General features: G+C 62.5%; 13 protein-coding genes. 9 read left to right on the top strand and 4 right to left on the bottom strand.

The features are described 5' to 3' along the window. The first annotated feature begins 3 nt into the window (after window positions 1-3). Window positions 4-1,086 (top strand): flagellar biosynthesis protein FlhB, encoded by a 1,083-nt coding sequence (gene flhB, locus FJ978_RS05310; RefSeq protein WP_013893226.1) that lies wholly within the window; start codon window positions 4-6, stop codon window positions 1,084-1,086. Next, window positions 1,083-1,517 (top strand): hypothetical protein, encoded by a 435-nt coding sequence (locus tag FJ978_RS05305; protein WP_013893227.1) that lies wholly within the window; start codon window positions 1,083-1,085, stop codon window positions 1,515-1,517. The genes flhB and FJ978_RS05305 overlap by 4 nt, the downstream gene beginning before the upstream one ends. Window positions 1,518-1,562: 45 nt before the next feature. Here FJ978_RS05305 and FJ978_RS05300 read toward each other — a convergent pair whose 3' ends face one another. Both FJ978_RS05300 and FJ978_RS05295 read right to left on the bottom strand, forming a co-directional pair. Further along, complete coding sequence (locus FJ978_RS05300; RefSeq protein WP_140570788.1) at window positions 1,563-2,333, bottom strand: helix-turn-helix transcriptional regulator; 771 nt, start codon at window positions 2,331-2,333, stop codon at window positions 1,563-1,565. Then, the gene (locus FJ978_RS05295) at window positions 2,330-3,040 is read right to left on the bottom strand and encodes a helix-turn-helix transcriptional regulator (RefSeq protein ID WP_013893229.1); all 711 of its coding nucleotides are present in this window, start codon (window positions 3,038-3,040) and stop codon (window positions 2,330-2,332) included. The genes FJ978_RS05300 and FJ978_RS05295 overlap by 4 nt, the downstream gene beginning before the upstream one ends. Window positions 3,041-3,546: 506 nt before the next feature. Here FJ978_RS05295 and FJ978_RS05290 point away from each other — a divergent pair. Next, window positions 3,547-4,740 carry a TMEM43 family protein gene (locus FJ978_RS05290; RefSeq protein WP_140570786.1) on the top strand — a complete coding sequence of 398 codons (1,194 nt, stop codon included), beginning with the start codon at window positions 3,547-3,549 and terminating at the stop codon, window positions 4,738-4,740. A gap of 64 nt (window positions 4,741-4,804) precedes the next feature. Here FJ978_RS05290 and FJ978_RS05285 read toward each other — a convergent pair whose 3' ends face one another. After that, window positions 4,805-5,836: a histone deacetylase family protein gene (locus FJ978_RS05285; protein WP_140570784.1), complete on the bottom strand. Its 1,032-nt coding sequence runs from the start codon at window positions 5,834-5,836 to the stop codon at window positions 4,805-4,807. 23 nt (window positions 5,837-5,859) lie between these two features. Continuing rightward, window positions 5,860-6,513 carry a TetR/AcrR family transcriptional regulator gene (locus FJ978_RS05280; RefSeq protein WP_013893232.1) on the bottom strand — a complete coding sequence of 218 codons (654 nt, stop codon included), beginning with the start codon at window positions 6,511-6,513 and terminating at the stop codon, window positions 5,860-5,862. A 258-nt stretch (window positions 6,514-6,771) separates the two neighbouring features. Here FJ978_RS05280 and FJ978_RS05275 point away from each other — a divergent pair, with 258 nt between their 5' ends. From FJ978_RS05275 to FJ978_RS05250, 6 genes are all read left to right on the top strand, one after another. Continuing rightward, window positions 6,772-8,451 (top strand): amidohydrolase, encoded by a 1,680-nt coding sequence (locus FJ978_RS05275; RefSeq protein WP_140570782.1) that lies wholly within the window; start codon window positions 6,772-6,774, stop codon window positions 8,449-8,451. A gap of 142 nt (window positions 8,452-8,593) precedes the next feature. After that, a complete protein-coding gene (locus tag FJ978_RS05270; RefSeq protein ID WP_013893234.1) occupies window positions 8,594-9,688 on the top strand; it encodes an ABC transporter ATP-binding protein in 1,095 nt (364 codons plus the stop codon). Continuing rightward, entirely contained in the window at window positions 9,688-10,608 is a 921-nt protein-coding gene (locus tag FJ978_RS05265) for an ABC transporter permease (protein ID WP_013893235.1), read from the top strand. Before FJ978_RS05270 ends, FJ978_RS05265 begins: the two co-directional genes overlap by 1 nt. Beyond that, window positions 10,601-11,401 carry an ABC transporter permease gene (locus FJ978_RS05260; protein ID WP_023765726.1) on the top strand — a complete coding sequence of 267 codons (801 nt, stop codon included), beginning with the start codon at window positions 10,601-10,603 and terminating at the stop codon, window positions 11,399-11,401. The genes FJ978_RS05265 and FJ978_RS05260 overlap by 8 nt, the downstream gene beginning before the upstream one ends. Before the next feature lie 23 nt (window positions 11,402-11,424). Further along, window positions 11,425-12,459, top strand: a complete 1,035-nt coding sequence (locus FJ978_RS05255; RefSeq protein ID WP_140570780.1) for an extracellular solute-binding protein — start codon at window positions 11,425-11,427, stop codon at window positions 12,457-12,459. 63 nt (window positions 12,460-12,522) lie between these two features. Continuing rightward, complete coding sequence (locus tag FJ978_RS05250; protein WP_140570778.1) at window positions 12,523-13,719, top strand: serine hydrolase; 1,197 nt, start codon at window positions 12,523-12,525, stop codon at window positions 13,717-13,719. Window positions 13,720-13,726 lie beyond the last annotated feature (7 nt).

The following is a 13,726-nucleotide window of genomic DNA, read 5'->3' as shown; positions in this document are numbered from 1 at the left end:
GGCATGTCCGACGCCGTCGACAAGGATTCGAAAACCGAAGAGGCGACGGAAAAGAAGATCCGCGACACCATCGAACAGGGCAAGCTGCCCCATTCGAGGGAAACCGCGCTTCTCGCCTCCTTCGTCGCCATACTGGTGTTCACCGTCTTCTATGCCAAGGATGCCATCATCGACCTCGGCATGTTCCTGGCGACATTTCTCGAGAAGCCGGAAGCCTGGCCGATGGACACCGAGACCGATGTCATCGCGCTCTACAAACTCGTCATGCTGGAAGTGGGCCGCGCCCTCGTCAGCCTGCTGGTGCTGCTGAGTGTCGCCGGCATCGGCGCCTCGGTGCTGCAGAACATGCCGCAGATCGTCGGCGAGCGCATCAGGCCGCAGTTTTCGCGCATCTCGATCGTCAAGGGCTGGAACCGCATGTTCGGCGTTCAGGGCTGGGTCGAGTTCCTGAAGTCCCTGGGAAAGGTCGGCTTCGCCATTGCCGTGCTCTCCTTCACGCTGTCGGAAGATCACCGCAAGCTGCTCGCCGGGATGATCACCAATCCCGTTGCCTTCGGCCTCGTCATCCGCGGCATCGCGGTCGACATATTGGTGGCGATCGTCTTCGTCATGGGGCTGATCGCGGCGATCGATATCGTCTGGTCGCGCTTCCACTGGAAGCAGGACCTGCGCATGAGCAAGCAGGAGGTCAAGGACGAGTTCAAGCAGTCCGAGGGCGACCCGATCGTCAAGTCGCGGCTGCGCTCGCTGGCGCGCGACCGCGCGCGCAAGCGGATGATGACGGCGGTGCCGCGCGCGACGCTGATCATAGCCAACCCGACCCACTTCTCGATCGCACTGAAATACGTGCGCGACGAGGATTCGGCGCCGCTCGTGGTGGCCAAGGGGCAGGACCTGGTGGCGCTGAAGATCCGCGAGATCGCCAGGGAACACAACATCCCGATCTTCGAGGACGTGGCGCTGGCCCGCTCCATGTACAAGCAAGTTTCGGTCGATAATGTGATCCCGTCGCAATTCTACCAGGCCGTCGCCGAACTGGTGCGGATCGTCTACTCGAAAAAGGCTGAGCGCAGACAGATTTCATGAACCGCCAACCGCACGCAAAATCCCGCGAGATCATCGTCGCCAGCGCCATCGAGCAAGTGGTGGGCGAACTGAGGCTGATCGATGTCGCCGACTATATCGCCTTCATCCGGCTGGAGCATTTCGCCTGCCTGTCGGACCTGGTCGATTCAGCGGCGGAGCTGTTTTTCATGCCCGGCACGCTCAGGCTCGGTCATGGCGGCGAGGCGCATGTCGACTGGAGCGGCAGCCCGCGCATCGTGCTCGACCTTGAGCTGCGGCCGCCTGGGGCGACGGTCTATTTCCAGCTGACGCTGAGCGAGAACGGCAACTCGGTCGTGGTCAACTACGTCTCGTTCGAGAAGCCGGGCGAAGATCCCGAGCACAATACGGCCTTGCTCGAGACTGTGATCGAAGAGGCTCGTATCCGCAGGGTCGAGCCGCTGGCCTTCTGATATCTACTTGAACCTCAACAGACCTCGACCGCTCTGATCGTTTCACTATTCGATCAAACCGAGCCGCAGCGCCTTGGCCACCGCCTGGTTGCGGTTGACGGCGTTGAGCTTCTGCGTCGACTGGGTCAGGTACTGGTTGGCGGTGTGCACCGACAGTTTCAGCAGCCGCGCGATCTCTTCGCTGGTGTTGCCGTTGGCGGTCAGCTTCAGGCATTCGAGTTCGCGCTTGGAGATGGCGCGCATCCTGCCGGCATCGCTCGGAAGGATCCGGGCGACAGCGGCGAACAGCGAAAAACAGCGGGCATGGATTTCGTAGAGCGTATCCTGGGGGAGGGCGATCTCCGATCCGAGGAAGACGACAAGACCGCACTGGCCGCGATCGGCATGGACGGGCAAGGCGATACCGCTGGTGCCGGGCGCCAGCGGCGCCATCTGCTCGGTCCAGGCGAGTTTGCCGAACATCTCAGCCATAGCCGCGACGCCGTCATCCGCCCACCAGCGCGGCTCCGTCGAGTTTCGGGTGTGACGCACGATCTCCTCGCCATTGGCGCCCGAGATGAACTTCGTCGCCACCGCGACGCCGGGATAGTCGGAATCGAAACACGGGACCAGCCGTGCCCGCTCCGGTGACGGGCTGACGAAGAACAGGCCGAAGGCCGAGGCGTTGATGTCGACCGATATCCAGCGGCAGCGGCGCACGGCATCGGGAATGGTGACCGCGTGATGCGTTTCGGAGCCGAGCGAGAAGGCGCCGAACGGGTTGCGCTGCTCGTTGAAAAGGGCTTCGGCTGCTTGCTTGATGTCGGCGTTTTTCAAATGATGCCACTCCTGATCGCCGTGGCGATGGCCATCGCGCGGTTGCTGGCGGCAAACTTCTGGATGGCGTGGGTGATGTAGCTGTTGACGGTGTTGGACGAGACGCCAAGGATGACGGCGACCTCATCGGTGGTCTTGCCCTCCGAGACCCAGAACAGGCATTCGCGCTCGCGGTCAGACAGCGGATCCTGCATGGCGGCGGCGGCGATCAGCTGCGGAATGTGCGAGAGCGCATAGCAGCACTTCAGTTGCGCCTTCATCAGTGCCGGCTGGTCGATCTTGCCGGCACTTGCCGCCGAGAACAGGGCGAACAGGCGCTGACGACCGACATTCAGCCGCAGCGAATAGATCTCGGCATGGCCGAGCACGTCGAGCAGGCGGGCCTCTTCGCCGGAGACCAGTCCATCCGCATCCGGCGCCTGCGCCGCCACCAGCGGTCTTGGACGGGTACCGGGCGCAACGGTGAGCGTGCCCTGGGCAAGGCCGGCGATCAGCCGCTTGCCGATCAATTCGATGGCGTCGAAGATCCAGTTCGAGGAGACGATGCGCGCGTCGTTGCGGTCCTGGTCATGGACCATGGCGACCAGCATGTAGCTGTCGGCGCCGATCTCGGCGGTCAATTCCATGAAAAAGCTGGTGAGATCACCGCGCGACGTCAGGCGCGAGCCTAGTGTGTCGGATTGAAGAAGCGCGGCGGGACTGCTCATCTGATGCTTTTGGCCGGAATCGATTCTGATGTCCGGATGCTGGAGAGCCAGCCGCCGAACCCGAAAACGCGTTACTTTTACGAGACACACACGAGGCGCGGGGCCGCGCCCAATCAGACGGAATCCATTCAGGGAACGCGAAGCCGTCCGCGTCTGGCGCCGGAAAATTTCCGGAACGTGAGACTTTGGGTGGTCGCCGCGCCCCCCGAGGACCGGCTGATTCGGTTCTAATCTACCCGCAGATGAATCCGACATCAAACGCGATTTGACAAAATCGAATCTGATGGACTCAGGTGCGACTCAGGAGGCGATTTTCGTAGCCTTCGAGGCGTGAAAATGTCGGGACTGTGCAAGCCGGCCATATCGGCGGCCGGCCCGTTGCGATAGATTCGAAAATGCCGAAGGGATGGGCATCTCCGGCAATCGAGCCTGTAGACGGCATGAACGACGAAGTCGTCGGGGCAGTCGTACGCAGGCTCATGGCATGGTCGGTTTCGGGGGAAACAATGAGCGATTCATTTCGGGAAGTTACGTCCGTCTCGTGGTTCGGGCGGATCAAACGCGCGGTCGGCGGGGTCATATTCGGCCTGCTTCTGGTCGTGCTGATGGTGATCGGGCTGTTCTGGAACGAAGGCCGCGCGGTGCAGACGGCGCGCTCGCTGGCCGAGGGCGCCGGCGCCGTCGTCTCCACGGGCGCCGACAGTGTCGACGCCGCCAATGACGGCAAACTGGTGCATGTCAGCGGGCCGGTGACAGCCGATAGCGGGCTGTCGGATCCGGATTTCGGGATCGCGGCGCAAGGCCTGCGCCTGTCGCGCAGCGTCGAGATGTATCAGTGGAAGGAAGACTCCAAATCCGAGACCACCAAGAAGCTCGGCGGCGGCGAGGAGAAGGAGACGACCTACAGCTATTCGAAGGTGTGGGACGACAGCCAGATCGACTCGTCGGATTTCAAGAAGCCGGATGGCCATCAGAATCCGCCGATGGCGATCCACAGCCGGACCTTTCAGATTCCGGAAGGCAAGCTCGTCGCCTTCGATCTCGATGCGCCAGTGCTGGATCGCATCGAGGGCGACAAGGATCTTTCGCTATCGCCAAGCCAGTCGGCCGCGATAAAGGCCGCCTATTCCGGGACGAAGCCGCTCAGCATCGTCGACGGCAGGATCTATCTCGGTACCGACAACACAACGCCGGCGCTCGGCGACTACCGCATCGGCTACGAGCTTGCGCCGCTCGGCGTGATCAGCATCGTCGCGCGCCAGGCCGGCAGCCGGTTCGAGCCTTACCAGACGGAAGCAGGCGATGCGCTGCTGATGGTCGATACGGGCCAGGTGCCAGCCGACAAGATGTTCGCCGAGGCGGTCAGCGCCAACACGCTGATCACCTGGCTGCTGCGTGCCGCCGGCCTGCTGCTTTTGACGATCGGCTTTGCGCTGTTCCTCAGCCCGATCGGCGTGATCCTCGACGTCATCCCGTTCCTCGGCAGCATGGCGCGGATGGGAACCGGCATCATCGCCTTCTTCCTGGCGATCCTGGTCGGCACGACGACGATCGCGATTGCCTGGTTCTGGTATCGGCCGGTTCTGGCGGTTGGCATCCTGGCCGCCGGCGTCATCGCTGCGGCGGCGGTCTATTATCTCGGGCGGTCACGCAAGCCAGTGGCGCCGATGGCCGCGCCAGGCACTGGCACCGCGGCGTAGCCTGCGAACAAGGGCGGCCACGCGCCCTTTTCTTTCGTGCCTGTCGCTGTGCTTGCGAGAAGGTCTACCGATCCTCGAAACCGGTCAGCACGCCGACGGCGTTGATGCCGATCTCCTCGACGGCATAGCCGCCTTCCATGACGAACAGCGTCGGCAGGCCGAGCCTGGCGATGCGGCGGCCGATCTTGGGATAGTCGGGGCTGGTCAGCTTGAACTGGCTGATCGGGTCCTTCTCGAAGGTGTCGACGCCGAGCGAGACGATGACGATGTCGGGCGCGTAGGCGGCGAGCTTCGCGCAGGCGTCCTCCAGCGAGGCGTTCCAGGCGTCCCAGCCGGTGCCGAAGGGCATCGGATAGTTGATGTTGAAGCCTTCGCCCGCGCCGACGCCACGCTCGTCGGCGTGGCCGAGGAAGAACGGATACTCGACCATCGGGTCGCCATGCAGATTGAGAACCTGTACGTCGGCGCGATCATAGAAGATCTCCTGCGTACCGTTGCCGTGGTGGTAGTCGACGTCGAGGATGGAGACACGGCTTGCGCCCTGGTCGCGGAACCATTGCGCCGCGACGGCGGCGTTGTTGATGTAGCAATAGCCGCCCATGAAGCCGGCGCCTGCATGATGGCCGGGCGGACGGCAGAGCGCGAAGGCGGACCTTTCGCCGGCCTTGACGAGGCCGGCGGCGGTGAGCGCCACGTCATAGGACGACTTGATCGCCGCCCACGTGCCTTCGACGAAGGTAGCGCCGGCATCGAAGGAATAGTAGCCGAGCAGCGCATCGACACGCTTCGGCGGCACGTCGCCGCGCAGGCCGCGCGTCGGCCAGGTGAAGGGCATGGCCGTGCCCTGGTGACCGGAAGCCACCCATTGCGGCCAGACTGTCGGCAGGAAGTCGATATAGTCCGATTTGTGAATGCGTTTGGCGGCCGCAAGATCGTGCTCGAGCGGCAGGACGATCGGACCGAGCTTCTCGCTTTCGACCCGCGCCTTGATGAATTCGGCGCGCGAGGGCTTTTCAAAACCCGGCACGATCGCTGATGTGACCAGTTCCATCTGGCCGGCATGGCCGGCATGAAGCGGCGAATAGACGGTCTTCATAAAATTCCTCTCGAAATGCGAAATCAGTCAAGGTTGAGGTAGGGGGTCACCAAAGCGAGCCACATTCTTTCCACATCGTCCTCGATGAGGTCATATGTCTTGCGATCTCTTTTCAGCCCCACGAGCCGGCAGGCGTGCCCGACGTCCATCATCAGCACGCCGAGCCGGCTGGCGATCTCGTCTTCAAGGGCCGGATTCACATGCTGTAGCCATGCGGCGTATAGCGCGATGATCTGCTCGTCATATTCGTCCTGGATCGGCCTGAGGTCGGCGTTGCCGGAAATGGCCTCGATCACCGGCATCAGGGTGGCGTTGTCGCGATAGAGCGTGGACGTGTCGATGAAGAGCTTGCGCACTTCCTGGCGAAACTCGTCGCGGTTGGTGGGCGGCACGACCTCGATGCGCCTCGCGATCACCTCGGGAAAGGAGGACAGCCAGCGCCGGGCGAGGTCCAGGAGAATGGCTTCCTTGTTGGGAAAGTATTGGTAGACCGAACCGACCGACAGGCCGGCGCGCCGGGCAATGGCGAGCGTCGTCGGCGCCTTGGTTCCCTGCTCCCGCGTCAAGACCAGCGCCGCGTCGAGAATCCGGTCGACCACCTTGCTCGACCGCTGTTGCCGCGGCTGCTTGCGCGGTTCGAGCGCCATCCTGGTTTCGCGGCTGAGACTGCGCTTCACTGCTCGATGTCCTCGTTCCCTGCCGGGTCTCAATACGGGTGCAGGTGCTGTCCAATACATTCGAAATTCGGTACGTTGACAAACGCGAATAATTAGTCGCATTCTTTTATCCACGCTGTTTTCAGGGATCACAAGGGGAATTTCCAGAGACAGCGCACTGGCATCATTTTTCGTCCGATAGCGCCGCTGCGGTGACGTGGCAGGTTGTCGGACAAGAGGATTGCCGGTCTCAGTCAGTCGTCAAAGCGCGGAGTCGCGATGTCTGTCACAGGTGCGGGTCACAATGCGGATCTGATCGTCATCAATGGTCATGTGCTGACCATGGACGATGACAATCCCACCGCCGAGGCCGTTGCCGTCAAGGACGGCACCATCATCGCCATCGGCGGCCGTGCCTCCATCGAAGAGCTCAAAGGTCCGGTCACAAAGGTGATCGACGCCAAGGGCGGTTCGGTGATCCCGGGCTTCATCGAAGCCCACATGCATCTGTTCTCCGGCGGGGCCGAGCTCGCGCATCTTCAGCTTGGCGGTGTCCATGGCTTCGAGGCGTTGCAAAAGGCGATCCGCGACTATGCGCCGACACGGCCACATGCCACGATGCTGGTCGGGCAGGGCGTCGACTATACCGTGCTTGGCCAAGAGCGGGTGACGCGCCACCATCTCGATCAAATCCTGCCGGACCGGCCCTTCTGCATGGCTGCGCCCGACCATCACACGATGTGGGCCAACACCAGGGCGCTGGAGATGGCCGGCATCCTGCACGGCCGCACGCTTGGTCCGGGCAACGAGATCGTCATGGGTGACGATGGGCTGGCGGCGGGTGAATTGCGCGAGGGCGAGGCCTTCGGTCCGGTGCTCGACCTTGCCGGCGAGAGCCGGGTGCGGCTGGGGCTGGCGACAGGCGGCGAGCCGGACCCGATGCCGTCGGCGGAAGAACGCGCCGCCGACCGCGACATCATGCGGCGTGGGCTTGCCTGGTGCACGCGCCACGGCATCACCTCGATCCAGAACATGGACGGCAATCTCTACCAGCTCGAGCTGCTGGCCGAAATCGACGCCGCGGAAGGCTTGCCCTGCCGCGTCCAGATCCCGTTCCACTACAAGAATTTCATGACGCTCGACATGCTCGACAAGGCGTCCGTGATGAACGAGCGCTACAACAGCGAGTGGCTGTCTTCGGGCATGGTCAAGGTGTTCTACGACGGCGTGCTCGATTCCTGGACGGCGGTGATGGTCGAGCCTTATGCCGATCGCACCGACTGGGTCGGCGAGCCGCTGTTCACGCCGCAGCAGTTCATCGATCTGGCGGTTGCCGTCGACAAACGTGGACTGCAAATCGCCGTGCACTCGATCGGTGACGGCGCCGTCCGCGCCGTGCTCGACGGCTACGAGGCGGCGCAAAAAGCCAATGGCAAGCGCGACAGCCGGCATCGCGTCGAACATATCGAGGTCACAACCGCATCGGACGTGCCGCGCTTCGCCGAACTCGGTGTCATCGCCTCCATGCAGCCGCCGCATCCGCCCGGCGCCATGGATTTTCCGCTGGAGCCGACCGTGTCGCGCATCGGGCCGGCCCGTTGGCCGCTGAGCTATGCCTGGCGGACCTTGAAGAATGCCGGCGCGCATGTCGTGTTCGCATCGGACTGGCCGGTATCGCCGATCGATCCGATCCTGGGCATTCAAGCGGCAGTGATGCGCAAACCATGGGCAGAAAGCGACCCGGACCAGAGCTTCTCGCTGCATGAATCGCTTGCCGCCTACACGGTGGAGGGTGCCTATGCGGAGTTCGCCGAGCACCGCAAGGGTATGCTGAAACCAGGCTATATGGCCGATCTGGTGGTTTTATCTGCCGATATCGAGAGGACCGCGCCGGCCGAACTGCACGGGCTGCGGCCGGTGACGACGATCTGCGGCGGCAAGGTCACCTATCAGGCCTGACAATGGCATGCGGCTTGCTAGCCGAATGAATGACTACTGAACTGTGATTCAATGCCGGACTTGCCAACCTACCGGCCGTGTGGTCACATCCAACAGGGGAAAAACCTCGCCAGCAAGAGCGGGGTCAACAGTGAGGCGTATCGTGCCGGAAAAACCGGATCGGAATGCAATTGAAGTCGTAAACGTCAGTAAAATTTTCGGATCAGGGGAAGGGCAGGTCGCTGCCCTCGATACGGTCTCGGTAACCATCCGCGAAAACGAGTTCTTCACGCTGCTGGGACCATCCGGCTGCGGCAAGACCACGCTGCTGCGGCTGATCGCCGGCTTCGATTTTCCAACCGCCGGCGAGATCCTGCTTTACGGCCAGGACATCGCACCGTTGCCGCCCTTCAAGCGGCCGGTCAACACCGTCTTCCAGTCCTACGCGCTGTTTCCGCACATGACGGTGGCCGACAATATCGGCTTCGGCCTTGAAATGCTGGGCAAGCCCAAGGCCGAGATCAAGGCACGCGTCGCGGAGATGCTGAAGCTGGTCAAGATGGAAGCGCTGGCGGGCCGGCGCACCAGCCAGATCTCCGGCGGCCAGCAGCAGCGCGTGGCGCTGGCCCGAGCGCTGGCGCCGCAGCCCAAAGTGCTGTTGCTCGACGAACCACTATCCGCACTCGACTACAAGCTGCGCAAGGAGATGCAGATCGAACTGAAGCGACTGCAGCACGAGACCGGCATCACCTTCATCTTCGTCACCCACGACCAGGAAGAAGCGCTGACGATGTCGGACCGCATCGCGGTGATGTCGTCGGGCAAGATCCTGCAGGTCGGCTCGCCCTGGGACATTTACGACAAGCCGGCGGAACGCTTCGTCGCCGACTTCATCGGCGAAACCAACTTCCTCACCGCGGCGATAACGGGCATCGGCAACGGAAGGGCGCGCGCGACGCTCAAATCCGGCACGGCCATCGAGGCGACCATTGCCGAAGGCTTCCAGCCAAAGGACAACGCCACCGTGGTGGTGAGGCCCGAGCATGCCAAGCTGACGAGGGACAAGGGCGACCTCGCGGGCACGGTCGAAAACATCGTCTATTTCGGCACCGACACGCATATCCATGTCCAGCTCGACAGCGGCGAGGCCTTCACCGTGCGCCAGCAGAACACGCGCAGCGCCGGCTGCGGTTTCGAACGTGGCGACAAGGTCGGCATCATGATCGGCAACGACGCCGCGCAAGTGCTGAGGGACTGATGGCCACCGCGGAAGAAGTCGCCAAGGCAGCGGAGCGGCGCGATGTGCGTGACCGCTGGCTGTTGTCAGCACCGGCGCTGCTGGTCATTCTGTTTGCCGCGACCGGCCCATTGCTGATCGTGCTTGTCTATTCGTTCCTGACGCCCGGCGCCTATGGCGACGTGAAATGGCAGTTCTCGTCCGACGCCTGGACATCGGTGCTGCTGGAGCGCGACATTTTCGACGACACGCTTTCGCTCGCTGCGGCGCATGTCACCATCTTCTGGCGTTCGATAAAGCTTGCGGTGGTGACGACGCTCGCGACCTTGGCGCTCGGTTTCCCGACCGCCTATTTCATGGCGACGCGCAGCGAAAAGACCAGGGATCTCTGGCTGTTCCTGATCACTATCCCGTTCTGGACCAACCTCCTGATCCGGACCTTCGCCGTGCTGCAGATCATTCGCAACGAAGGCATCATCAACACGATCCTCCTGAAGCTCGGCATCGTCTCGGCGCCGGTCCAGATCCTCTACACCGACACGGCGATCCTGGTCGGCATGGCCTATGTCTACCTGCCGCTGATGGTGCTGCCGATCTACGCCAGCATGGAGAAGCTCGATTTTCGTCTGGTCGAGGCGGGCTATGATCTCTACGCGACACGCTTCAAGGTGCTGCGCAAGATCATTTTCCCGCTGGTCAAACCCGGCGTCATCGCCGGCTCGATCCTGGTTTTCATCCCCGCACTTGGCGCCTATGTGACGCCGAGCGTGCTTGGCGGCGGCAAGAACATGATGCTGTCCAACCTGATCGAACTGCAGTTCGGCCAAGGCCGCAACTGGCCGCTCGGCTCGGCGCTGTCGATCACGGTGATGATCATCGTCATGGTGGCGCTGCTGGCCTATGTGCGCAATGCCGGCAAGTCGGGGGTGCGTCATGGCTGACAACTTCTCCATCAAGCACCAGCCGGGGTTCACGGCGATCGCCGCGACCTGCTTCGTCGTGCTCTATCTGCCCATCATCGTGCTGGTCATCTACGCCTTCAACGCGGCCAGCTCGACATCGGAATGGGGCGGGTTTTCGTTCAAATGGTTCCAGTCGGCGTACCAGAACACGCAGGTCATCGATGCGACGCTGCGATCCTTCCAGATCGGTTCCATCGCGGCGGTGCTTTCGACCATTTTCGCCACCATGGCCGCGCTCGCCACCACGCGCACGGCATCCTATCCCGGCCTCACCTTCAAATACGCGGCGATCAATCAGCCGCTGATGGTGCCCGAGATCGTCACCGGCGTGGCGCTGCTGATCTTCTTCTCGCGCATCAAGATCTTCACCGGCTATTCGGGGATAGGCTACCTGGTCGCCGCGCATACGGCGTTCTGCATTCCCTTCGCCTACCTGCCGATCCGGGCGCGGCTGGAGAATATGGACCTGACGCTGGAACGTGCCGCAGCCGACCTCTACGCGACGCCATGGAAGACCTTCCGCCGCATCACGCTGCCGCTTTTGTGGCCCGGCATCCTGGCCGGACTGATGCTGGCCTTCGTCATCTCGCTAGATGACGTGGTCATCACCGAGTTCGTCAAATCGGGCGGCCAGGACACGTTGCCCACCTACATGCTCGGCCAGATCCGCCGCGGCATCACACCCGAGATCAACGCGATATCGACCGCTTTCCTGCTGCTTTCGGTCGCGATCGTCACGTTGTTTTTCTTCGTCAGCAGGAAACGAGACTGAAACCTGAAATGGGAGTTAGAACGATGAACTGGAAGACAACAGCGACCGCCATGGGGTTGGCGTTGCTCGCATCGACGGGGCTTGCCCGCGCCGAGGGCGTGCTCAACATCTACAATTGGGGCAACTACACCAGCCCCGACGTGATCAAGAAGTTCGAGGACAAATACAAGGTCAAGGTGACCATCACCGACTACGATTCCAACGACACCGCGCTTGCCAAGGTTCGCCAGGGCGGCACCGGTTTCGACATCGCGGTTCCGTCGCAGACCTATGTGCCGATCTGGATCAAGGAAGGTCTCGTGCTGGAGACCGATCCAGGCAAGATGGAGAACTTCAAGAACGTGGCGCCGGAATGGGCCAATCCTGAATTCGACCCTGGCCGCAAATATTCCGTGCCATGGGCCTGGGGCACGATCGGCGTCGTCGTCAACACCGATGCCTACAAGGGCCCGGCCGACACGTGGGGTATTGTCTTCAACACGCCGGACGAACTGAAGGGCAAGGTCAATGTCGTCCCGGAAATGGGCGACGTCATCTTCGCGGCGATCAAATATGTCGGCGGCCAGCAGTGCACCGATGACAAGGCGGTGCTGAAGAAGGTGCGTGACCTCTTGGTGGCGGCCAAGCCGAACTGGATCGCCATGGAATACAACACCATCGAAAAGATGGGCGCCGGCGACTTCAAGGCAACCAGCGACTGGAACGGCTCGGCGCTGCGCCAGCGGCTGGCCAACCCGGCCATCCACTATAATTATCCGAAGGAAGGCTTTGGCCTGTGGAGCGACAACGTCGTCGTCCTCAAGGAAGCCAAGAACGTCGAAAACGCCAAGCTGTTCCAGAACTTCATCATGGATCCGGAAAACGCGGCTGGCCTCTCGGCCTTCCACCGCTATGCCAACGCCATCACCGGCTCGGACAAGTACATGCCGGCCGACATGAAGGACGCGCCGGAAGTCGTCATTCCGGCCGACGCCAAGCCGAAAGGCGAATTCCAGAAGATGTGCCCGCCTGAAACGCAGGAACTCTACACCAAAATCTGGACCGAGCTGCAGAAGTAATCACGACGCGATGGACCCGGCGGCACACGCCGCCGGGTCTTTTTTGTTCCGGGAATGGCTTTCATGGACTCCTATCGCAACAGCGATCCGCGGCCGCCGATCATGCAGGGCTCGCCGCCCGCCATGGTGCCGCCGAAGCTCGACTGGGACAGGCCGCCATGGAACCGCTGGGCGTTCCAGCACATCAGGGAAATTCTGCCGACCGCCGAAGTCTGGCGCGGCAATGGACATCGCCACCGCCTCGAACGCGCCGACGTCGATCTCGATGGGCTGCCGGTCGAGGGCAGCGAGGGCCAGCCTTCGACGCTCGCCGGGCTGCTCGACGAGACCTACACGGATGGCATCCTGGTGCTCAAAAACGGCAAGGTCGCCTATGAGCGCTATTTCAACGGCATGGACGAGCGCACGCTGCATCTGTCGCAGTCGATGGCGAAGTCCGTCACCGGATCGGTGTTCGGCATATTGGCCGGCCGTGGCCTGATCGATCCAGCCAAGGTGGTGACCGACTACCTGCCAGAGCTGAAGGCAACGGGATGGGCCGGGGCCAGCGTCCAGCATGTGCTGGACATGACCACGGGCGTGCACTTCTCCGAGGAATACGCCGACCGCTATTCCGACATCGGCCAGGTCGATGTCGCGACCGGCTGGAAGCCGGTGCCGCCAGGCAGCGATCCGGATTTTCGCTGGCCCTCGCACATGTTCGAACTGATCCTGGGCTTGAAGGACATAATCCGTCCGCACGGAGCGAAATTCGAGTACCGCTCGATCGAGACCGACGTGCTCGCCTTCATCATGGAACGGGTGACGGGCAAGCGGCTGGCGCAGTTGGTCTCGGAAGAGCTCTGGCAAAAGCTCGGCGCTGACGAAAGCGCCTGCTTCACCGTCGACAGCGCCGGCTATGCGCTCGCCGATGGTGGCTTCAATGCTACGTTGCGCGACTATGGCCGCTTCGGCCAGATGATCCTCGGCAATGGCGGCGGCATCGTGCCGGCCGAATGGATCGAGACGACACGCAATGGCAGGCACGGCCCCGATTTCTCCGCCAGCCTGCCGGATGGCAGCTACCGCAACCAGTTCTGGATCGAGGATCCCCGCTCGCGCGCGCTGATGTGCCGGGGCGTGTTCGGGCAGATGATCCATATCGACTGGAACACGGGAATGGTCGTGGTGAAGCTGTCGAGCTATCCGGACTTCAACAACCTCGCCTACTCCATGGCGACACTGAAGGCCGTGCATGCCATCGCCGCCGCGTTGAGCTGAGCCCCCC

Origin of the sequence: Mesorhizobium sp. B1-1-7 (assembly GCF_006442705.1) — a bacterium.
GTDB classification, from domain to species: Bacteria; Pseudomonadota; Alphaproteobacteria; order Rhizobiales; family Rhizobiaceae; genus Mesorhizobium; species Mesorhizobium opportunistum.
This window is presented reverse-complemented; position numbering and strand designations above follow the sequence as displayed.